20 protein-coding genes are annotated in these 18,317 nt (G+C 64.8%); 10 read left to right on the top strand and 10 right to left on the bottom strand.

Annotation, left to right across the window (positions count from 1 at the left end; all coding sequences use genetic code 11):
• Positions 1 to 4 precede the first annotated feature (4 nt).
• From odhB to BMX16_RS08340, 7 genes are all read right to left on the bottom strand, one after another.
• Complete coding sequence (gene odhB, locus BMX16_RS08370) at positions 5 to 1,306, bottom strand: 2-oxoglutarate dehydrogenase complex dihydrolipoyllysine-residue succinyltransferase (protein WP_089901615.1); 1,302 nt, start codon at positions 1,304 to 1,306, stop codon at positions 5 to 7.
• Positions 1,303 to 4,263 carry a 2-oxoglutarate dehydrogenase E1 component gene (locus BMX16_RS08365; RefSeq protein ID WP_089901612.1) on the bottom strand — a complete coding sequence of 987 codons (2,961 nt, stop codon included), beginning with the start codon at positions 4,261 to 4,263 and terminating at the stop codon, positions 1,303 to 1,305. The genes odhB and BMX16_RS08365 overlap by 4 nt, the downstream gene beginning before the upstream one ends.
• Positions 4,264 to 4,341: 78 nt before the next feature.
• A complete protein-coding gene (gene sucD / locus BMX16_RS08360; RefSeq protein ID WP_089901609.1) occupies positions 4,342 to 5,229 on the bottom strand; it encodes a succinate--CoA ligase subunit alpha in 888 nt (295 codons plus the stop codon).
• Positions 5,230 to 5,287: 58 nt separating this feature from the next.
• Positions 5,288 to 6,481 carry an ADP-forming succinate--CoA ligase subunit beta gene (sucC, locus tag BMX16_RS08355; RefSeq protein ID WP_089901606.1) on the bottom strand — a complete coding sequence of 398 codons (1,194 nt, stop codon included), beginning with the start codon at positions 6,479 to 6,481 and terminating at the stop codon, positions 5,288 to 5,290.
• Between the two features lie 254 nt (positions 6,482 to 6,735).
• Positions 6,736 to 7,698 carry a malate dehydrogenase gene (gene mdh / locus BMX16_RS08350; RefSeq protein WP_089901603.1) on the bottom strand — a complete coding sequence of 321 codons (963 nt, stop codon included), beginning with the start codon at positions 7,696 to 7,698 and terminating at the stop codon, positions 6,736 to 6,738.
• Positions 7,699 to 7,878: 180 nt separating this feature from the next.
• Complete coding sequence (locus tag BMX16_RS08345) at positions 7,879 to 8,601, bottom strand: PRC-barrel domain-containing protein (protein ID WP_089901600.1); 723 nt, start codon at positions 8,599 to 8,601, stop codon at positions 7,879 to 7,881.
• Positions 8,602 to 8,726: 125 nt separating this feature from the next.
• Positions 8,727 to 9,026 carry a hypothetical protein gene (locus BMX16_RS08340; protein ID WP_089901597.1) on the bottom strand — a complete coding sequence of 100 codons (300 nt, stop codon included), beginning with the start codon at positions 9,024 to 9,026 and terminating at the stop codon, positions 8,727 to 8,729.
• Between the two features lie 189 nt (positions 9,027 to 9,215).
• On the opposite strand from BMX16_RS08340, the gene BMX16_RS08335 reads away from it, so the two are divergent.
• The 9 genes from BMX16_RS08335 (at position 9,216) to BMX16_RS08295 (ending at position 15,730) form a co-directional block, all read left to right on the top strand.
• Complete coding sequence (locus BMX16_RS08335) at positions 9,216 to 10,058, top strand: HpcH/HpaI aldolase/citrate lyase family protein (RefSeq protein WP_089901593.1); 843 nt, start codon at positions 9,216 to 9,218, stop codon at positions 10,056 to 10,058.
• A complete protein-coding gene (locus tag BMX16_RS08330; protein ID WP_089901591.1) occupies positions 10,055 to 10,600 on the top strand; it encodes an NnrU family protein in 546 nt (181 codons plus the stop codon). Before BMX16_RS08335 ends, BMX16_RS08330 begins: the two co-directional genes overlap by 4 nt.
• Before the next feature lie 4 nt (positions 10,601 to 10,604).
• The gene (locus tag BMX16_RS08325) at positions 10,605 to 10,811 is read left to right on the top strand and encodes a DUF1737 domain-containing protein (RefSeq protein WP_089901588.1); all 207 of its coding nucleotides are present in this window, start codon (positions 10,605 to 10,607) and stop codon (positions 10,809 to 10,811) included.
• Positions 10,808 to 11,848: a MaoC family dehydratase gene (locus BMX16_RS08320; RefSeq protein ID WP_089901585.1), complete on the top strand. Its 1,041-nt coding sequence runs from the start codon at positions 10,808 to 10,810 to the stop codon at positions 11,846 to 11,848. Before BMX16_RS08325 ends, BMX16_RS08320 begins: the two co-directional genes overlap by 4 nt.
• Before the next feature lie 187 nt (positions 11,849 to 12,035).
• A complete protein-coding gene (gene sdhC / locus BMX16_RS08315) occupies positions 12,036 to 12,419 on the top strand; it encodes a succinate dehydrogenase, cytochrome b556 subunit (RefSeq protein WP_089901582.1) in 384 nt (127 codons plus the stop codon).
• Between the two features lie 10 nt (positions 12,420 to 12,429).
• On the top strand, positions 12,430 to 12,801 hold the full coding sequence (gene sdhD / locus BMX16_RS08310; RefSeq protein WP_089901579.1) for a succinate dehydrogenase, hydrophobic membrane anchor protein: 372 nt from the start codon (positions 12,430 to 12,432) through the stop codon (positions 12,799 to 12,801).
• Positions 12,802 to 12,821: 20 nt separating this feature from the next.
• Complete coding sequence (gene sdhA, locus BMX16_RS08305) at positions 12,822 to 14,627, top strand: succinate dehydrogenase flavoprotein subunit (RefSeq protein WP_089901576.1); 1,806 nt, start codon at positions 12,822 to 12,824, stop codon at positions 14,625 to 14,627.
• Positions 14,627 to 14,926 (top strand): hypothetical protein, encoded by a 300-nt coding sequence (locus tag BMX16_RS08300; RefSeq protein ID WP_089901573.1) that lies wholly within the window; start codon positions 14,627 to 14,629, stop codon positions 14,924 to 14,926. The genes sdhA and BMX16_RS08300 overlap by 1 nt, the downstream gene beginning before the upstream one ends.
• A gap of 24 nt (positions 14,927 to 14,950) precedes the next feature.
• Positions 14,951 to 15,730 carry a succinate dehydrogenase iron-sulfur subunit gene (locus BMX16_RS08295; RefSeq protein ID WP_089901570.1) on the top strand — a complete coding sequence of 260 codons (780 nt, stop codon included), beginning with the start codon at positions 14,951 to 14,953 and terminating at the stop codon, positions 15,728 to 15,730.
• 70 nt (positions 15,731 to 15,800) lie between these two features.
• On the opposite strand, the gene BMX16_RS08290 is transcribed toward BMX16_RS08295, so the two are convergent.
• Positions 15,801 to 16,388 (bottom strand): hypothetical protein, encoded by a 588-nt coding sequence (locus BMX16_RS08290; protein ID WP_089901567.1) that lies wholly within the window; start codon positions 16,386 to 16,388, stop codon positions 15,801 to 15,803.
• A 181-nt stretch (positions 16,389 to 16,569) separates the two neighbouring features.
• Positions 16,570 to 17,280, bottom strand: a complete 711-nt coding sequence (gene deoD / locus BMX16_RS08285) for a purine-nucleoside phosphorylase (protein WP_089901564.1) — start codon at positions 17,278 to 17,280, stop codon at positions 16,570 to 16,572.
• Positions 17,281 to 17,339: 59 nt separating this feature from the next.
• Here deoD and BMX16_RS08280 point away from each other — a divergent pair, with 59 nt between their 5' ends.
• Positions 17,340 to 17,861 carry a DUF4329 domain-containing protein gene (locus BMX16_RS08280; RefSeq protein ID WP_089901561.1) on the top strand — a complete coding sequence of 174 codons (522 nt, stop codon included), beginning with the start codon at positions 17,340 to 17,342 and terminating at the stop codon, positions 17,859 to 17,861.
• A gap of 33 nt (positions 17,862 to 17,894) precedes the next feature.
• Here BMX16_RS08280 and BMX16_RS08275 read toward each other — a convergent pair whose 3' ends face one another.
• Positions 17,895 to 18,227 carry an H-NS histone family protein gene (locus BMX16_RS08275; RefSeq protein ID WP_089901559.1) on the bottom strand — a complete coding sequence of 111 codons (333 nt, stop codon included), beginning with the start codon at positions 18,225 to 18,227 and terminating at the stop codon, positions 17,895 to 17,897.
• Between the last annotated feature and the right edge of the window lie 90 nt (positions 18,228 to 18,317).

Genomic DNA, 18,317 nt, shown 5'->3' with positions numbered 1-18,317 from the left:
CGCGTTACAGATCCATCAACAACCGACGCGGATCTTCCAGCGCTTCCTTGACCCGGACGAGGAAGGTCACGGCGCCTTTGCCGTCCACGATGCGGTGGTCGTAGGACAGCGCCAGATACATCATTGGGCGGATCTCGACCTTGCCGTTGATCGCCATCGGGCGGTCCTGGATCTTGTGCATGCCGAGGATGCCCGACTGCGGGGGGTTCAGGATCGGCGAGGACATCAACGAGCCATAGACGCCACCGTTCGAGATGGTGAAGGTGCCGCCCTGCATGTCGGCCATGCTCAGCTTGCCGTCGCGGGCCTTGCCGCCCATTTCGGCAATCGCCTTTTCGATCCCGGCGAAGGACATCTGGTCGGCGTCCTTCAGCACCGGCACCACGAGGCCGGTGGGCGTGCCTGCGGCGATGCCCATGTTGACGTAGTTCTTGTAGACCACGTCGGTGCCGTCGATCTCGGCATTCACTTCCGGCACTTCGTGCAGGGCGTGGATGCAGGCCTTGGTGAAGAACGACATGAAGCCCAGCTTCACGCCATGTTTCTTCAGGAACAGATCCTTGTATTCATCGCGCAGGGCCATGATCGCGCCCATGTCCACCTCGTTGTAGGTGGTCAGCATGGCGGCGGTGTTCTGCGCCTCCTTCAGGCGGCGGGCGATGGTCTGGCGCAGGCGGGTCATCTTGACCCGCTCCTCGCGGTCGGCCTGACCGGCGGGGGTGGGCGCGCGGGGCGCGGGCTTCGGGGCGTCGGCGCGTGGCTGCGACAGCGCCTTCAGCACGTCTTCCTTCATCACGCGGCCGTCGCGCCCGGTGCCCGTCACCGCGTCGCGCTCGATGCCCTTGTCGGCCATCATCTTTTGCGCGGACGGCGCATCCTGCGGATCGCGCAGCTTCGTCTCTTCGGGGCCCGCGTTCACGGTATCGGTGCCACCCTGTGCAGGGCTTTCAGTGGGCGCATCCTCGCCTGCGGCGGTCGGCACGTCATCGGCCTTGGCGGCCTGATCCGCACCGGATTTCTCCGCCTTGGCGTCGGCCTTGGGGGCTGCGGGGGCGGCGCTGTCGGTGCCGCCTTCGCTGATCTGCGCCAGCAGGGCATCGACGCCGACCGTTTCGCCTTCTGCGGCGACGATCTCGCTCAGGGTGCCTGCGACGGGGCTGGGCACCTCGACGGTCACCTTGTCGGTTTCCAGTTCGCACAGCATCTCGTCCACGGCGACGGTGTCGCCGGGCTTCTTGAACCATGTGGCGACGGTCGCCTCGGTGACGGATTCGCCCAGTGTGGGGACGCGGACTTCGGTGCTCATTGGGCTTTTCCTTCGATATTCAGGGCCTCTGCCACGAGGGCGGCTTGCTGGGCCTTGTGCTGGCTGGCCAGACCCGTCGCGGGCGAGGCGGATGCGGCACGTCCCGCATAGACGGGGCGCGTGTGTTTGGCCTTGATCCGGGTCAGGCACCACTCAAGGTTCGGCTCCATGAAGGACCATGCCCCCTGGTTCTTGGGCTCTTCCTGACACCAGACCATCTCGGCGTTGGTGAACCGCTGCAGTTCGGCCACCGCGGACTGTGCGGGGAACGGATAGAACTGCTCGAACCGCAGGATGTAGGTGTCGGTGATGCCGCGCGCGTCACGCTCTTCCAGCAGGTCGAAATAGACCTTGCCGGAACACATCACCACCCGCTTGATCTGATCGTCGGGCAGCAGTTTTGTGTCCGAGTGACCCTTTTCCGCATCGTCCCACAGCACGCGGTGGAACGACGAACCGGTGGTGAAATCGGCCGCATCGCTGACCGCCAGCTTGTGGCGCAGCAGGGATTTCGGCGTCATCAGGATCAGCGGCTTGCGATAGCTGCGGTGCAGCTGGCGGCGCAGGATGTGGAAATAGTTCGCAGGCGTGGTGCAGTTGGCGACGATCCAGTTGTCGTTGCCGCACATCGTCAGGAACCGCTCCAGCCGCGCGCTGGAATGTTCCGGGCCTTGCCCCTCGTAACCATGCGGCAGCAGACACACGAGGCCGGACATCCGCAGCCACTTGCTTTCGCCGCTGCTGATGAACTGGTCGAACATGATCTGCGCGCCGTTGGCGAAATCGCCGAACTGCGCCTCCCACAGGGTCAGCGCGTTGGGTTCGGCCAGCGAATAGCCGTACTCGAACCCGAGCACCGCGTATTCCGACAGCATGGAGTCGATGACTTCATACTGCGCCTGACCGTTGCGGATGTGGTTCAGCGGGAAATGGCGGTCTTCGGTGTTCTGGTCGATCAGCGCCGAATGGCGCTGGCTGAACGTGCCGCGCGTGCTGTCCTGACCGGACAGGCGAACGGGATACCCTTCCACCGCGAGAGAGCCGAGGGCCAGCGCCTCGCCCGTGGCCCAGTCGAATCCCGTGCCGGTGTCGAACATCTGCTTTTTCGATTCCAGCAGACGGTCGATGGTGCGGTGGGTGGCGAACCCTTCGGGCGGGGTGGTCAGGGCTTGGCCGACCTCGGCCAACGTGTCGGTGCTGATCGCGGTTTCGCCCCGCTGATAGTTGTCGCGGTCCCGGTCCAGATGCGACCAGCGCCCGTCCAGCCAGTCGGCCTTGTTGGGCTTGTAGGTGCGGCCCGCCTCGAATTCGGTGTTCAGCTTGGCCTGAAACGCCGCCTTCATGTCCTCGATCTCGCCCTCGGGAATCAGGCCATCCTTGACCAGACGGTCGGTATACAGCGTCAGCGTCGTCTTCTGCTTCTTGATCTTGTTGTACATCACCGGGTTGGTGAACATCGGCTCGTCGCCTTCATTGTGACCGAAGCGGCGGTAGCAGATGATGTCCAGCACCACGTCCTTGTGGAACGTCTGGCGGAACTCGGTCGCCACGCGGGCGGCGTGGACCACGGCCTCGGGGTCGTCGCCGTTGACATGGAAAATCGGCGCCTCGACCATCAGGGCGATGTCGGTGGGGTAGGGGGAGGAGCGGGAGAAGTGCGGCGCGGTGGTGAAACCGATCTGGTTGTTCACCACGATGTGCATGGTGCCGCCCGTCCGGTGGCCACGGACGCCCGACAGCTGGAACCCTTCGGCCACAACGCCCTGACCTGCAAAGGCCGCATCGCCGTGCAGCAGGATCGCCATGACCTTGGTGCGGTCGCGGTCCTTCTTCTGGTCCTGCTTGGCACGGACCTTGCCCAGCACGACGGGGTTCACCGCCTCCAGGTGGGACGGGTTGGCGGTCAGCGACAGGTGGACGGTATTGCCGTCGAATTCCCGGTCAGAGGACGCGCCAAGGTGGTATTTCACGTCACCCGAGCCTTCCACGTCCTCGGGCTTGAAGCTGCCGCCCTGAAACTCGTTGAAGATCGCGCGGTAGGGCTTCTGCATCACGTTGGCCAGCACCGACAGGCGGCCCCGGTGCGGCATGCCGATCACGACTTCCTCGAGGCCCAGTTGCCCGCCGCGCTTGATGATCTGCTCCATGGCGGGGATCAGGCTCTCGCCGCCGTCCAGACCGAAGCGCTTGGTGCCCATGTATTTCACATGCAGGAACTTTTCGAAGCCTTCGGCCTCGACCAGCTTGTTCAGAATCGCCTTGCGCCCGTTCTGGGTAAAGGTGATCTCCTTGCCATAGCCCTCAATCCGCTCCTTCAGCCACGCGGCCTCGGCGGGGTTCGAGATGTGCATGTATTGCAGGGCAAACGTGCCGCAGTAGGTGCGCTTCACGATGGCCATGATCTCGCTCATCGTCGCGATCTCGAGGCCGAGCACGTTGTCGATGAAGATCGGCCGGTCCATGTCGGCCTTGGTGAAGCCGTAGTTGGCGGGATCGAGCTCCGGGTGGTTCGACACCTCGCGCATGCCCAAGGGGTCCAGATCGGCGATCAGGTGGCCCCGGATGCGGTAGGCGCGGATGATCATCAGCGCGCGGATGCTGTCCAGCACGGCACTGCGCACCTGCGCCTCGGACAGGCTTGTGCCCTTCTCCTCGGCCTTGGCGGCGATCTTCTTGGCCGCCGCTGCGGGTTCCTGCGCCCATTGCCCGTCCAGCGCCTGCGTCAGGTCGTCGTTCGGCACCGGCGGCCAGTCCATGCGGGCCCACGACGGGCCGGCGGCCTCCGCCCGCGCCTCTGCGGGCGTGTCCCCCAGCGACTTGAAGAAGTCGCGCCAGCTTTCGTCCACGGCCTGCGGGTTGTCCGCATAGCGCGCATACAGCTGTTCGACGTAGTCGGCATTGTGCCCCTGCAGAAAGCTGGAGGCGTGGAACACGTCGTTGGAGGGTTGTTCGGTCATCGGATCACCTGTGCGAATGGATGGGCCAGCGGCACACCGCGCGGAAAAGGGTGGGCCCGGTGGCCCACCCGTGGTCGCTTACTTCTTGTCGATGGCGGCCAGAACCGCCTCGCCCAGCGTGGCGGGGCTTTCGGCGACGACGATGCCTGCGGCCTTCATCGCCTCGATCTTGGACTCCGCATCGCCCTTGCCACCGGCGACGATGGCGCCCGCATGGCCCATGCGACGGCCCGGAGGGGCGGTGCGACCGGCGATAAAGCCCGCAGTGGGCTTCCACCGGCCAGCGCGGCGTTCATCGGCCAGGAACTGCGCCGCTTCTTCCTCGGCGGACCCGCCGATCTCGCCGATCATGATGATCGACTGCGTCTCGGGATCGGCGAGGAACATCTCGAGGATGTCGATGTGCTCGCTGCCTTTGATGGGATCACCGCCGATGCCGACGGCAGTGGACTGGCCCAGACCCATGTCGGTTGTCTGCTTGACCGCCTCATAGGTCAGGGTTCCGGACCGCGACACGACACCGACCGATCCGCGCTTGTGGATGTGGCCCGGCATGATGCCGATCTTGCAGGCGTCTGGCGTGATGACACCGGGGCAGTTCGGCCCGATCAGGCGGGACTTGCTGCCTTCCAGCGCGCGCTTCACCTTCATCATGTCCAGCACCGGGATGCCTTCGGTGATGCAGATGATCAGCTCCATCTCGGCGTCGATCGCCTCGAGGATGCTGTCAGCCGCAAAGGGGGGCGGCACGTAGATCACCGATGCATTGGCCTGCGTGCTGGCCCGTGCCTCGTGGACAGAGTCGAACACCGGCAGGTCGAGGTGGGTCTGACCACCTTTGCCGGGGGTCACGCCGCCGACCATCTTGGTGCCATAGGCGATGGCCTGTTCGGAATGGAACGTGCCCTGAGAGCCGGTGAAGCCCTGACAGATGACACGGGTGTTTTCGTTGACGAGAATGGCCATGGGGGCCTCCGTGGAATGGTTGGTCGGTGGCGGGGGACCGCCGCGAACGGTGTGGCGATCAGCCCTTGACGGCCTTCACGATCTTCTGCGCGCCGTCCTTCAGGTCGTCGGCGGCGATCACGTCGAGGCCGGAGTTGCGGATGATCTCCTTGCCCTTCTCGACGTTGGTGCCTTCCAGCCGGACGACCAGCGGCACCTTCAGGCCCACTTCCTTGACCGCGGCGATCACGCCTTCGGCGATCACGTCGCAGCGCATGATGCCGCCGAAGATGTTCACGAGGATGCCTTTGACGTTCGGATCGGAGGTGATGATCTTGAACGCTTCCGTCACCTTCTCCTTGGTGGCGCCACCGCCCACGTCGAGGAAGTTGGCAGGCTCGGCCCCGTAAAGCTTGATGATGTCCATCGTCGCCATCGCCAGTCCCGCGCCGTTGACCATGCAGCCGATCTCGCCGTCCAGCGCGATGTAGTTCAGGTCGTACTTGGACGCGGCCAGCTCCTTGCTGTCCTCTTCCGTCTCGTCGCGCAACTGCGCGATATCGGCATGGCGATACATGGCGTTGCCGTCGAAGCTGACCTTGGCATCCAGCACCTTCAGGTCGCCCTTGTCGGTCACGATCAGCGGATTGATCTCCAGCATCTCCATGTCCTTCTCGGTGAAGGCCCGGTAGAGCTGTCCCATCAGCGTGACGCATTGCTTCACCTGACCACCGGTCAGACCCAGCGAGAAGGCGACGCGGCGTCCGTGGAACGGCTGATAGCCGGTGACGGGATCGACGCTGAACGACAGGATCTTGTCGGGGGTGTTGGCCGCGACTTCTTCGATGTCCATGCCGCCTTCGCTGGAACAGACAAAGCTGATGCGGCTGGTTTGACGGTCCACCAGCAGCGCGAGGTAGAGTTCGGTCTCGATGCCCGCACCATCCTCAATGTAGATGCGGTTCACGACCTTGCCTGCGGGGCCGGTCTGGTGCGTGACCAGCGTGCGGCCCAGCATCTTCTTGGCCTCGGACGCGGCTTCCTCGACCGACCGGGCCAGACGCACGCCGCCCTTGTCACCGGCGTCGGCCTCTTTGAAATGACCCTTGCCGCGTCCACCGGCGTGGATCTGCGCCTTGACCACCCACAGCGGTCCGTCCAGCTCTCCGGCGGCCGTCTTGGCATCTTCGGCGCGGGTGACGGGGCGGCCGTCGCTGACGGGGGCACCATAGGTGCGCAGCAGCGCCTTGGCCTGATATTCGTGGATGTTCATCGCAAGTCCCTTGTCTGGGTGGATCGTAGGTATGGTCGGGTCGCACTCTTCGCCACCTTCAACCACATCCGCATTTAACAAAGAACCACTGCTTTTCGGAACCCCCGCAAAATCCGACATTTGTGATCACAGCGTCAAATCGTGTGATCACAGAATTGGATCCCCCTTCGCCAGCATCGTCAGAGGCCGTCGCGCGCATGAAAAAGGCGCGCCGCGGTGCCGCGACGCGCCTGTAGGGTGCCGTGATGACCGGATCAGGCCAGCGCGGGATCGATGTCCTTGCAGGCGGCCACAAGGCCCTTCACCGCGTCGACCGACTTGTCGAACATCGCCTGTTCGGTGCGGTCCATCTTGATCTCGACGACCCGCTCGACGCCGCCGGCGCCGATGATCGTCGGCACGCCGACATAGAACCCGTCAAGGCCGTAAGCGCCGTCCACGTGGGCGGCACAGGGCAGCAGACGCTTCTGGTCCTTGAGGAACGCCTCGGCCATCTCGATGGCGGATGTGGCGGGCGCGTAGAAGGCGGAGCCAGTCTTCAGCAGGCCGACGATTTCCGCGCCGCCGTCGCGGGTGCGCTGCACGATCGCATCAAGCTTGTCCTGCGTGGTCCAGCCCATGTCCACCAGATCGGGCAGGGGAATGCCGCCGACGGTGGAATAGCGCGTCAGCGGCACCATCGTGTCGCCGTGCCCACCCAGCACGAAAGCGGTCACGTCGCGCATCGAGACGTTGAATTCGTCCGCCAGAAAATGGCGGAAGCGCGCCGAATCGAGCACGCCTGCCATGCCGCAGACCATGTGGTGCGGCAGGCCCGAAAACTCGCGCAGCGCCCAGACCATCGCGTCCAGCGGGTTGGTGATGCAGATGACGAAGGCGTCGGGCGCATGCGCCTTGATGCCCTCGCCCACAGCCTTCATCACCTTCAGGTTGATTCCCAGCAGGTCGTCGCGGCTCATGCCCGGCTTGCGCGGGACACCGGCGGTGACGATGCAGACGTCCGCACCGGCGATGTCCGCATAGTCGCTGGTGCCCTTGAACGATCCGTCGAACTTGGCGGCGGGACCGGATTGCGCGATGTCCAGCGCCTTGCCCTGCGGGGTGCCTTCGCTGATATCGAACAGGACGACATCGCCCAGTTCCTTGACCGCCGCGAGGTGGGCAAGCGTGCCGCCGATCTGTCCGGCGCCGATCAGTGCAATCTTGGGTCTGGCCATGGGAAAAGGCTCCTGCTGTGGGTGCGAATGAAACTTGCGCGTTTGGTTAGTCCTTTGATCCCCGTGGCGCAAGGGCGCAGCCGGACGCGTCGTGCGGGTGCCGGGACAAGCAAAAGGCCGCCGTCCGGAAGGACGGCGGCCCGATGATCAAGGCTGGTCCCTGTAGGGGACCGGCTGCGATCAGTTGCTGGCGGGTGCCGGCTCGACTGCATCGGTGGTCGCTGCATCGTCGGTCACCACGGCATCGTCGGTCATCGGATCGCTCATGGCCGCGTCGTCAGCTGCGTCGGCTGCAGCGTCCATCGGTGCTTCATAGGCGGGCATGCCCTCGAACTGCTCCTGCGTCATGCTGACGTAGCCGCGCATGTCGGTGCCGTCGACCTGACGCATCAGCTGGATGCTGTCGTAGGCAATCGCAACGGGCTTGGCGCCCAGACCGAGGAAGCCACCCACATCGACGATCACCTCGGTGATGGTGCCGTCGGTGCCGACCACGAGGTCGCCGATGTCACCCACCTTGTTGTCGTCGGTGCCGTAGACGGCAACGCCGGTCAGCTCTTCGGCGGTCACGTCCATGTTCACCAGCGTGTCATAGCCATCCATCGCCATCACAGGGGCGGCAGCGGCGTCGGCCATTGCCGGGTCGGTCGCCATCGCGTCATCGGTCGCCATGCCGTCAGCAGCGGGTGCTTCGGTCATCGGCGCGTCGGTCGCCATGCCATCGGCAGCGGGTTCATCGGTCATCGGCGCATCGGTCGCCATGCCGTCGGCAGCGGGCGCATCGGTCATCGGTGCATCCGTCGTTGCAGGCTCTGTCGTGTCGGTCGTGGTGGTGTCAGTCTGGGCGAAAGCGCCATTGGCGACGACGAGTGCGAGTGCGGTGGTTGCAAGAAACTTTTTCATGTTCCGTCCTTTCGATGCAGACCCAGGATTCCGGGTCTCTCTATGGCCACTCAACCAAGGCAGAGCGGATTTGGTTGCATCACCGCACAGACAATACGCGCAATTGGCGGATAATTGCCGTTTTCTCAAACTGGTTGTGATGGATACAGGCCGTCCCGATGCATCAGACCGAAAGCGGTGCCGCTGGCCACGATGCAGGTCGGGCCACCCGCCGTCGTCAGCGTGATCGTCCACGTCCCGTCCGCCGCCGTCAGCAACTCCAGCACTGCACCGTCCGCCGTCAGGCCAAGGCCCAGCGGTGCCTCGGCGTAATGCTGGCGCAGCAGGTCGCGCATGTCGTCGAGGGGCAGGCATGTCGCCCCTTGGGCGCTGGCCGGGAACGGTGTCAGCAAGGCCAGGCAGGTCAGCAGCGGCAGGCGGATCATCGGCATGCTCCAAGTTGAAGGGTGTGACCGCAGGCTGGCTGCGCGCCCGTGAACACCGGCTTGCGGGGGCGTGCGGGGTGGGCACGGAGGGTGCCGCCGCAACGGATGGATGCCGCATCGCGGCATTTTGCGGTTGATTGATCCTTTTATCTCGGGCCAAGTGAGCGCAACTTTGTTGCGAGGCCTTTCATGATCACCCGACCGACGCGCTCCGCCCTCTACATTCCCGGCTCCAAACTCCGTGCGCTGGACAAGGCGCGCGGCCTGCCCTGCGACGTGATCCTGTTCGACCTCGAGGATGCGGTGGCCCCCGATGCCAAGGTTGCGGCCCGCGCGACCCTGCACGACGCGCTGGCGCAAGGCGGCTTCGACCCGCGCCTGCGACTGGTGCGGATCAACGGGCTGGACACGGTGTGGGGCGCGGACGATGCCCGCGCCGCGGCCACCATGGCCTGCGACGGCGTGCTGGTGCCAAAGGTGAACGGCCCCGCCGATCTGGACGCGGTCGCGGACCTGGTGCCTGACCTGCCCCTGTGGGCGATGATGGAAACGCCGCTGGGCATGCTGAACGCGCAGGCCATCGCCGCGCACCCTCGTCTGGCGGGCATGGTCATGGGCACCAACGATCTGTCCAAGGATCTGGGCAGCCGCACCCGCGCCGCGCTGACGACCGCGCTGCAGCATTGCCTGCTGGCTGCGCGGGCGGCGGGGGTCGTGGCGCTGGATGGCGTGTTCAACGCCTATCAGGACGACAACGGCCTGCGCGCGGAATGCGATCAGGGCCGTGATATGGGTTTCGACGGCAAATCGCTGATCCATCCGGCTCAGCTTGCCATCGCCAACGCCGTGTTTGGCCCCAGCGCCGATGACGTCGCACTTGCCCAGCGCCAGATCGCCGCGTTCGACGCCGCCATGGCCGAGGGGCAGGGCGTCGCCGTGCTGGACGGCCGCATCGTCGAGAACTTGCATATCGTCACCGCACGCGCCACGCTGGCCATGGCCTTCGCCATCGCCGCATTGGAGCGCACATGATACTCATCCTGCTTGGCCTGATCCTGTGGTCGGGAAGCCATTTCTGGAAACGGCTCGCCCCCGACAGCCGCGCGGCTGCCGGCGACAAGGGCAAGATCATCGTCGCCGTCCTTTCGGTGCTGGCGATCGTGCTCATGGTGATCGGCTATCGCAATGCCGTGGGCGAGGTCTATTGGGGCCGCACCGCCGCCATGACCGGCATCAACAACCTTCTGATGCTGCTGGCCTTCTACCTCTACGCCGCATCGGGCAAAGGCACACGCGTGACAAGGGCGATTCGCCACCCGCAGCTGACCGCCGTGATCGTGTGGTCCGGCGCCCACCTGCTGGTGAACGGCGACACGCCGTCGTTCCTGCTCTTTGGTGGCATGGCCGCCTGGGCGTTGGCGGAAATCGTGCTGCTGAACCGCGCACAGGGTCCGCGCGGCGCCTATCACGCCCCGCCGATCAAGTCGGAAATCATCGCCGTCGTGGCCACCTTCGTCGTGTTCGCCGTGGTGGCGGGCATCCATGCCGCCCTCGGCTACAACCCGTTCGGATGATCCCATGACAACGCTTTACCGCCTGCTCACCGCCGACGACACCTCGGCCTTCTGCCACAAGGTGTCGGAGGCCCTGTCCAAGGGCTGGACCCTGCACGGCTCGCCCACCTATGCCTTCGATCAGGCCAACGGCGTCATGCGCTGCGGTCAGGCCGTGACCAAGGAGGTCGCGGTGCCCTACGATCCGGAGATGAAACTGGGCCAGCAATGACCGGGACCACGTCGGCCAAGACCAATCCGGGCCGCTTCTTTGAGGATTACAGCGTGGGCAAGGTGATCGCCCACGCCGTCCCGCGCACGGTCAAGATGGGCGAACGCGCGCTCTATCACGCGCTCTATCCCGCGCGGCACGCGTTGCACTCCGCCGACACCTTTGCCCAGTCCTGCGGTCTGCCGTACAGCCCGCTTGACGATCTGGTGACGTTCCACACGGTCTTCGGCAAGACGGTGCCCGACATCTCGCTCAACGCCGTGGCGAACCTAGGCTATGCAGAGGGGCGGTGGATCACGCCGCTGTGGCCCGGCGACACCATCACCGCCACGTCCGAGGTGATCGGCGTCAAGGAAAACTCCAGCGGCACCAGCGGCGTGGTCTGGGTCCGCACCACGGGTCGCAACCAGCACGGCGAAGTGCTGCTGACCTACGTGCGCTGGGTCATGGTGCGCAAACGCGGCACCGGCCCCGCAGCCGCAGCCGTCGTGCCCACCCTGTCCGACAGCGTTGCGGTGACGGACCTCGTGATCCCGCCCGGCCTCGACCTCACGGCTTACGACTTCACCCTGTCCGGCGAACCGCACCGCCTGCGCGACTATGCGGTGGGCGAAATCATCGACCACGTCGACGGCGTCACGGTGGAAGAGGCAGAGCATATGCTGGCCACCCGCCTGTGGCAGAACACGGCCAAGGTGCATTTCGACGCGACGCACCGCCCCGACGGACGGCGGCTGATCTATGGTGGTCACGTCATCAGCATCGCGCGGGCGCTGTCGTTCAACGGTCTGGCCAACGCGCAGATGATCGTGGCGCTGAACGGCGGGGCACATGCCAACCCCTGCTTTGCGGGCGATACCGTACGGGCATGGTCGCAAGTGCTGGACGTGGCCGACACACCCGCCCCCGGCGTCGGTGCGATCCGTCTGCGCACCGTCGCGACCAAGGGTGCTGCGGGCAACCTGCGCGACGCGGCGGGGAAATATTCACCGGATGTTCTTCTCGATCTGGATTATTGGGCCTTGATGCCCCAGTGATGCCAACCGTAATGACCCCTTGTGATCACAGCTGAAAATCCTGTGATCACATAATCGAAATAACCACGCGGCGCGGCGTTATCGCGCGGTATTTTGCGGGTGCAGAGCGTGACTTTGCCCCTGCGATGGGTCAGAAAGACACCGATCACTGGCCCGGACGCGGGTCGAACGAACCAGAGGACACGACATGGCCAATGTGAAACCGGTGAACCGCCCCCTGTCACCGCATCTGACGATCTACCGTCCGCAGTGGACCTCGATGACCTCGATCTTCACCCGGATCACCGGCAATGCGCTGATCGTGACGGCGCTGCTGATCGTGTGGTGGTTCGTCGCCGCTGCCGCGGGGCCAGAGGCGTTCGCCACCGCAAACGGGTTACTGACCAGCTGGCTGGGTGACATCATCCTGTTCTTCTCGGTCGCCGGCATCTGGTATCACAGCCTTGCGGGCGTGCGTCACCTGATCTGGGACAGCGGCCACATGCTTGCCGTCGACAAATCCGAGACGTTCGGTCAGGCCATGGTGCTGGTCGCCGTGCTGCTCACCGTCTTCACCGTCATCGTGCTGTAAGGGGACCGTCATGGCCTATCTGACCGACCGCAAACGCGCCGCTGGCATGGGGTCCGCCAAATCCGGCACCCAGCACCACTGGCAGATGATGGTCACATCCGTCGCACTCCTTTTCCTCGTGCCGTGCTTTATCTTTACGTTCGGCGCCATACTCGGCGCCCCGTACGAGGAGGTCGTGGCCTATTACCAGCGTCCGTTCCCGGCCATCGTGGCAGCCCTGACCTTTGCGGTCGGGTTCGTGCACTACCGGGGCGGCGTGCAGACGCTGATAGAGGATTATGTCCACGGTCCCGCCCGCAAGATCGCGCTGATCGCCATGATCTGCCTGTCCTATACCGCAGCGGCTGCTGGCGTTCTGGCTGTGGCCGGACTTGCACTCTGATTGACCCGAGGATTCGACCGATGGCTGCTTATGAATACGAAACCCACACCTACGACGCGATCGTCGTGGGCGCCGGTGGGTCCGGCCTGCGCGCGACGCTGGGTCTGGCCGAACAGGGGCTGAAGACCGCCTGCATCACCAAGGTGTTCCCGACCCGGTCGCACACCGTGGCGGCGCAGGGTGGGATCGCGGCCAGCCTGTCGAACATGGGTCCCGACCACTGGCAGTGGCACATGTACGACACCGTCAAGGGCTCCGACTGGCTGGGCGACACCGACGCGATGGAATACCTCGCCCGCGAGGCACCCAAGGCGGTGTACGAGCTGGAGCATTACGGCGTCCCGTTTTCCCGCACCGAGGAAGGCAAGATCTATCAGCGCCCCTTCGGCGGCCACACCACTGAGTTCGGTGAAGGTCCCCCCGTGCAGCGCACCTGTGCCGCCGCCGACCGGACCGGCCACGCGATCCTGCATACGCTCTATGGACAGAGCCTGAAGCAGAAGGCCGAGTTCTATATCGAATATTTCGCCATCGACCTGATCATGTCCGATGACGGCGTGTGTCAGGGCGTGGTGGCTTGGAAGCTCGACGACGGCACCATGCACGTCTTCAACGCCAAGATGGTGGTGCTGGCGACCGGCGGCTATGGCCGCGCCTATTTCAGCGCCACCTCCGCCCACACCTGCACCGGCGACGGCGGCGGCATGGTCGCGCGGCAGGGCCTGCCCCTGCAGGACATGGAATTCGTGCAGTTCCACCCGACCGGCATCTATGGCGCCGGTTGCCTCATCACCGAAGGTGCGCGGGGCGAGGGCGGTTATCTGACCAACTCCGAAGGCGAGCGGTTCATGGAACGCTACGCGCCGACCTACAAGGACCTTGCGTCGCGTGACGTGGTCAGCCGCTGCATGACCATGGAAATCCGCGAAGGTCGCGGCGTGGGCCCGAAAAAGGACCACATCCACCTGAACCTGAACCACCTGCCGCCCGAAACGTTGGACTTGCGCCTGCCGGGCATCACGGAATCGGCCCGCATCTTTGCCGGTGTCGACCTGACCAAGGAACCGATCCCGGTGCAGCCGACCGTGCATTACAACATGGGCGGCATCCCCACGAACTACTGGGGCGAGGTGCTGAACCCGACGACGGACAACCCCGACGCCACCGTGCCCGGCCTGATGGCCGTGGGCGAGGCGGGCTGCGCATCCGTGCACGGGGCGAACCGTCTGGGGTCGAACTCACTGATCGACCTCGTGGTGTTCGGCCGTGCCGCCGCGATCAGGGCGGGTCAGATCGTCGATCCGACCACGCAGAACGGCCCGCTCAATCAGGCTTCCGTCGACGCGGCGTTCGACCGCTTCGACAAGCTGCGCCACGCCGACGGCAGCACGCCCACCGCTGCCCTGCGCCTCGAGATGCAGGAGGCCATGCAGGCCGACGCCGCCGTGTTCCGCACCGACAAGACGTTGGCCGAAGGCGTCGCCCGCATGACCGAGATTGCGGGCAAGATGGCCGACATCAAGGTCACGGACCGCAGCCTCGTGTGGAACTCCGACCTGATGGAGACGCTGGAACTGGCGAACCTGATGCCCAACGCGCTGGCGACCATCGTCAGTGCCGAGGCGCGCAAGGAATCCCGTGGTGCGCACGCGCACGAGGATTATCCCGACCGCAACGACACCGACTGGCGCAAGCACACGCTGGCCGTGGTCGATGGGGCACGCGTCGATTTGGCCTACCGCCCGGTCCACCTCGACCCGCTGACGACAGAGGACGAAGGCGGGATCGACATGAAGAAGATCGCGCCGAAGAAGCGGGTCTACTGATGCGCGGCGCGGCGATCCTGACGGTGTTGGTGTTGCTTGCCGCCTGCGGGCCGCAGGTGCCGCCGTCGCCGCAGCAGGTCGCCGCCCGTTGCGACCGGGAGGCGCGCGGTGCCGAAGGGCCGACGGGTCAGGTCGCCGTCGGCGTGTCCAGCAACCGTGGTGTGCAGTCCGGTATTTCCATCGGCGTCACCGACGATTTCCTGCGCGGTCGCGACCCCGCAACCGTCCATGCGGAATGCTACATCCGCTTGACCGGGGCCGCGCCGATGATCCCCTATTCACCGGCACTGGCCCGGTAAACACATACGCGAGGAGCCTGAGACATGGTCGAATTCACGCTACCCAAGAACAGCCGGATGGTGACGGGCAAGACATGGCCCAAGCCTGAAGGGGCTACGAACACCAAGAAGGTGCAGGTCTATCGCTGGAACCCCGACGACGGCAAGAACCCGCGTCTGGACACCTATTTCGTCGATCTGAACACCTGCGGTCCGATGGTTCTGGACGCGCTGATCAAGATCAAGACCGACATCGACCCCACGTTGACCTTCCGCCGGTCCTGCCGCGAGGGGATCTGCGGGTCGTGCGCGATGAACATCGACGGCGTGAACACACTGGCCTGCATCTCCGGCCTCGATGATGCCAAGGGCGACATCAAGATCTATCCGCTGCCGCACATGCCGGTCGTCAAGGACCTGATCCCCGACCTCACGCACTTCTACGCCCAGCACGCCAGCATCATGCCGTGGCTGGAGACGAAGACGAACGCCCCCGCCAAGGAATGGCGCCAGTCCATCGAAGACCGTGAGAAACTGGATGGCCGCTACGAATGCATCATGTGCGCCTGCTGCTCGACCTCCTGCCCGTCGTACTGGTGGAACTCCGACCGCTACCTCGGCCCGGCAGCGCTGCTGGCCGCGCACCGCTGGATCGTGGACAGCCGCGACGAGGCGACGGGCGAGCGTCTCGACGACCTCGAAGACCCGTTCAAGCTGTATCGCTGCCACACGATCATGAACTGCGCCAAGACCTGCCCCAAGGGCCTGAACCCCGCCAAGGCAATCGCCGAGATCAAGCACATGATGGTCGAACGGATCGTCTGATCCGGCATCTGCCGCATTGAAAAGGCCCGTTCCCGATTGGGGACGGGCCTTTTTTGCCGTCAGCGCGCGATCATCTGGCGACGGCGAAGCCGCCGGCAAGCGACGAGCGGCCCGTGTTCCCCTTGAACACACCGACCGCGCCATTGCCCCCCATGAACCCGGTAATTGGTCCGGACGTGCCGCCATAGGCTGCCGTTCCTGTCAGTTTGTCGTCGTCGAAGCGCCCGTCGATGCGCAGCCCGTCGCTGTTTCCGCGCAGCGTGCCAGCGGCAAAGTCGGCGTTCATGGCGATGGTCCCCGACCGATTCTCGAACATGCCTGTCATACCGTTGCCGCTGCGCGTCAGGTCTGTCGCATGCCGCAAGGCATATCGCCCCGTCATGCGGGCCGATCCCGTCGTGGGGGTCGGTGTCAGTTCTGCGCCCGGCAACACGTTGGCCGCAAACACGTTGCCGGGCTTGCCGTCGATCGTGCCGATCCGGTTGGAATAGGTGAAACCGCCGCCCGATGCGATGGACAGGGATCCGCCCGTGGGGGTCATTGTCGGCGCGCGGATATCGGATGGCTCGAGGCCCCCGCCGGAAAAGCGCGACCCGGACCCGGAACTGCAGGCGGCAAGCGCCGCGACGGCGAGGCAGGCGAGGCAACGTGTGAACATGGTCTGATCCTGATGGCTGGGCACGGCCAAGGGGGGAGGGGCAGGCCGACGCGGGAATGCATACAGCCATGCAGATAGCATGGACGCCTTTGAGCAGTCATCCGGGCGCAGGCCACCGCCCCCTTGCAGTGCACTGCGTGTGTCGCGGGGGCCACCGATCCGGTCGCCCCCGCAGATCGTGTCAGACCTTGGTGAATGCCGCTTCCAGCGCAATCTCCACCATGTCGCCAAAGCTGCGCTCGCGCTGGTCGCTGGGCAGGGCTTCGCCGGTGATGATGTGGTCGCTGACGGTCATCACGGCCAGCGCGCGGCGCTTGTAGCGCGCGGCAAGGATGTAGAGCTCCGCCGCTTCCATCTCGACCGCCAGAACGCCGTGGCGGATCATCTGCTCTGTCAGGTCGTTGCGTTCCGCATAGAAGGTGTCGGATGAATAGATGCTGCCGACATGGGTGCGCGTGCCGCGCTTGTGCGCTGCCGCATGCGCCGCTTGCAACAGGCCGAAATCGCAGACGGGGGCGTAGTTCACTTCCTTGAAGATCGTGTCGGACGGCGTGCCGCTGGAACAGGCGGTCATCGCCAGCACCACGTCGCGCACCTTGGTCTCGTCCTGCATCGCGCCGCAGCTGCCGATACGGATCAGGGTCTGCGCGTTGTAGTCCTTGATCAGCTCGTTGGCATAGATCGACATGGACGGCATCCCCATGCCGGAACCCTGGATCGTCACGCGGTTGCCGTTCCACATGCCGGTGAAACCCAGCATCCCGCGCACTTCGTTGGTGCAGACGGCGTCGGTCAGGAACGTCTCTGCGGCCCACTTGGCGCGGTAGGGATCGCCCGGCATCAGAACGGTTTCCGCGATGTCGCCGGGCTTGGCGCCGATATGAACTGTCATGGCTTGCTTCCTTATTGTTTGTCGGGATTATTGGTCGAAAGCCGCCCGAAAGAAAAGCCATGCTGCGCCACCTAGCCCTGATCGCCATCGCCGCAGCGCCGCTGTTCCACCCCGCCATGGCACAGGACGCGGACGAAGTGGCGCTGGCCCGGGATGTCCTGGCCGCGCTGCAACCGGTGTCGTTCGACAAGCGGCGCGAATACTGCGGCTATCTGGGGTTGACGCGTCAGGGCGAACTGGTCGCAAGCGCCGCCGTGCCGGGTGACATGGCCAGCTGCAGCGCGGACTTTCCGGACGATATCGCGGTTATCGCATCCTATCACACCCACGGGGCATTCGACGAAGGCTACTTCAACGAAATGCCCAGCACCGTGGACGTCGAAAGCGATGCGGAGTTTTTTCTGAACGGATACGTGGCGACACCCGGTGGCCGGTTGTGGCACATCGACGGACGAACGCGGGTCGCACGGCAGATCTGCGGAAGCGGCTGCCTGCCGGTCGCGCCGGGCTATCGCAAGGAGGCCGACGGCGAGATCGCAGAGACCTATACCCTCGACGAATTGCGCCGCATTCAGGAATGACGCCGCACGGGGATCGCCCGTGCGGCGGTCACGTCAGATTTCCAGCGTCGCCGGATCGGTGCCGTTCGACATTGCGGTCTTGTACCAGTCGGGCTGACGGCCACGGCCGGTCCACGTCTGACTTTCATCCGCGGGGTTGCGGTATTTGGCGGGCGATACGCTGCGTGGCCCCTTGCTGCCGCGTGTCTTGCCGTCCGACAGGGCGCTGACCTCTTCAAGGGAAAAGCCGAAATCGGCGGCGGCCTTGGCCGCAGCATCGTGGGCCAATTTCAGTTCGCGGGATTCGACCTTTTCAAGGGCGTTGTCCACGTCGCGGCGGAGTTTTTCGAGTTCCTTGCGGCTCATGGATTTAAGTTCGAAATTCACGGCATCTCTCCAGTATTCGCGCGGAGCCGGAACGGCCCCGTATCATGCATATGTGCAGTGAAGTGACGAATAATTCAATATCGAATATGC

The sequence above is a fragment of the Loktanella fryxellensis genome, from assembly GCF_900110065.1.
Lineage (GTDB): Bacteria > Pseudomonadota > Alphaproteobacteria > Rhodobacterales > Rhodobacteraceae > Loktanella > Loktanella fryxellensis.
The sequence above is the reverse complement of the archived record's forward strand: the minus strand, read 5'-3'. Positions and strand labels throughout refer to the sequence as shown.

Bases quoted from the DNA above. Each gene is read 5' to 3' on its own strand.
- BMX16_RS08340 (WP_089901597.1), bottom strand. From the start codon at position 9,026: ATGATCCGCCTGCCGCTGCTGACCTGCCTGGCCTTGCTGACACCGTTC.
- sucC (WP_089901606.1), bottom strand. From the start codon at position 6,481: ATGAACATCCACGAATATCAGGCCAAGGCGCTGCTGCGCACCTATGGT.
- mdh (WP_089901603.1), bottom strand. From the start codon at position 7,698: ATGGCCAGACCCAAGATTGCACTGATCGGCGCCGGACAGATCGGCGGC.
- BMX16_RS08365 (WP_089901612.1), bottom strand. From the start codon at position 4,263: ATGACCGAACAACCCTCCAACGACGTGTTCCACGCCTCCAGCTTTCTG.
- BMX16_RS08320 (WP_089901585.1), top strand. From the start codon at position 10,808: ATGACCGGGACCACGTCGGCCAAGACCAATCCGGGCCGCTTCTTTGAG.
- BMX16_RS08280 (WP_089901561.1), top strand. From the start codon at position 17,340: ATGCTGCGCCACCTAGCCCTGATCGCCATCGCCGCAGCGCCGCTGTTC.
- sdhD (WP_089901579.1), top strand. From the start codon at position 12,430: ATGGCCTATCTGACCGACCGCAAACGCGCCGCTGGCATGGGGTCCGCC.
- BMX16_RS08345 (WP_089901600.1), bottom strand. From the start codon at position 8,601: ATGAAAAAGTTTCTTGCAACCACCGCACTCGCACTCGTCGTCGCCAAT.
- BMX16_RS08295 (WP_089901570.1), top strand. From the start codon at position 14,951: ATGGTCGAATTCACGCTACCCAAGAACAGCCGGATGGTGACGGGCAAG.
- sdhA (WP_089901576.1), top strand. From the start codon at position 12,822: ATGGCTGCTTATGAATACGAAACCCACACCTACGACGCGATCGTCGTG.
- sucD (WP_089901609.1), bottom strand. From the start codon at position 5,229: ATGGCCATTCTCGTCAACGAAAACACCCGTGTCATCTGTCAGGGCTTC.
- BMX16_RS08335 (WP_089901593.1), top strand. From the start codon at position 9,216: ATGATCACCCGACCGACGCGCTCCGCCCTCTACATTCCCGGCTCCAAA.
- sdhC (WP_089901582.1), top strand. From the start codon at position 12,036: ATGGCCAATGTGAAACCGGTGAACCGCCCCCTGTCACCGCATCTGACG.
- BMX16_RS08300 (WP_089901573.1), top strand. From the start codon at position 14,627: ATGCGCGGCGCGGCGATCCTGACGGTGTTGGTGTTGCTTGCCGCCTGC.
- BMX16_RS08325 (WP_089901588.1), top strand. From the start codon at position 10,605: ATGACAACGCTTTACCGCCTGCTCACCGCCGACGACACCTCGGCCTTC.
- odhB (WP_089901615.1), bottom strand. From the start codon at position 1,306: ATGAGCACCGAAGTCCGCGTCCCCACACTGGGCGAATCCGTCACCGAG.
- BMX16_RS08330 (WP_089901591.1), top strand. From the start codon at position 10,055: ATGATACTCATCCTGCTTGGCCTGATCCTGTGGTCGGGAAGCCATTTC.
- deoD (WP_089901564.1), bottom strand. From the start codon at position 17,280: ATGACAGTTCATATCGGCGCCAAGCCCGGCGACATCGCGGAAACCGTT.
- BMX16_RS08290 (WP_089901567.1), bottom strand. From the start codon at position 16,388: ATGTTCACACGTTGCCTCGCCTGCCTCGCCGTCGCGGCGCTTGCCGCC.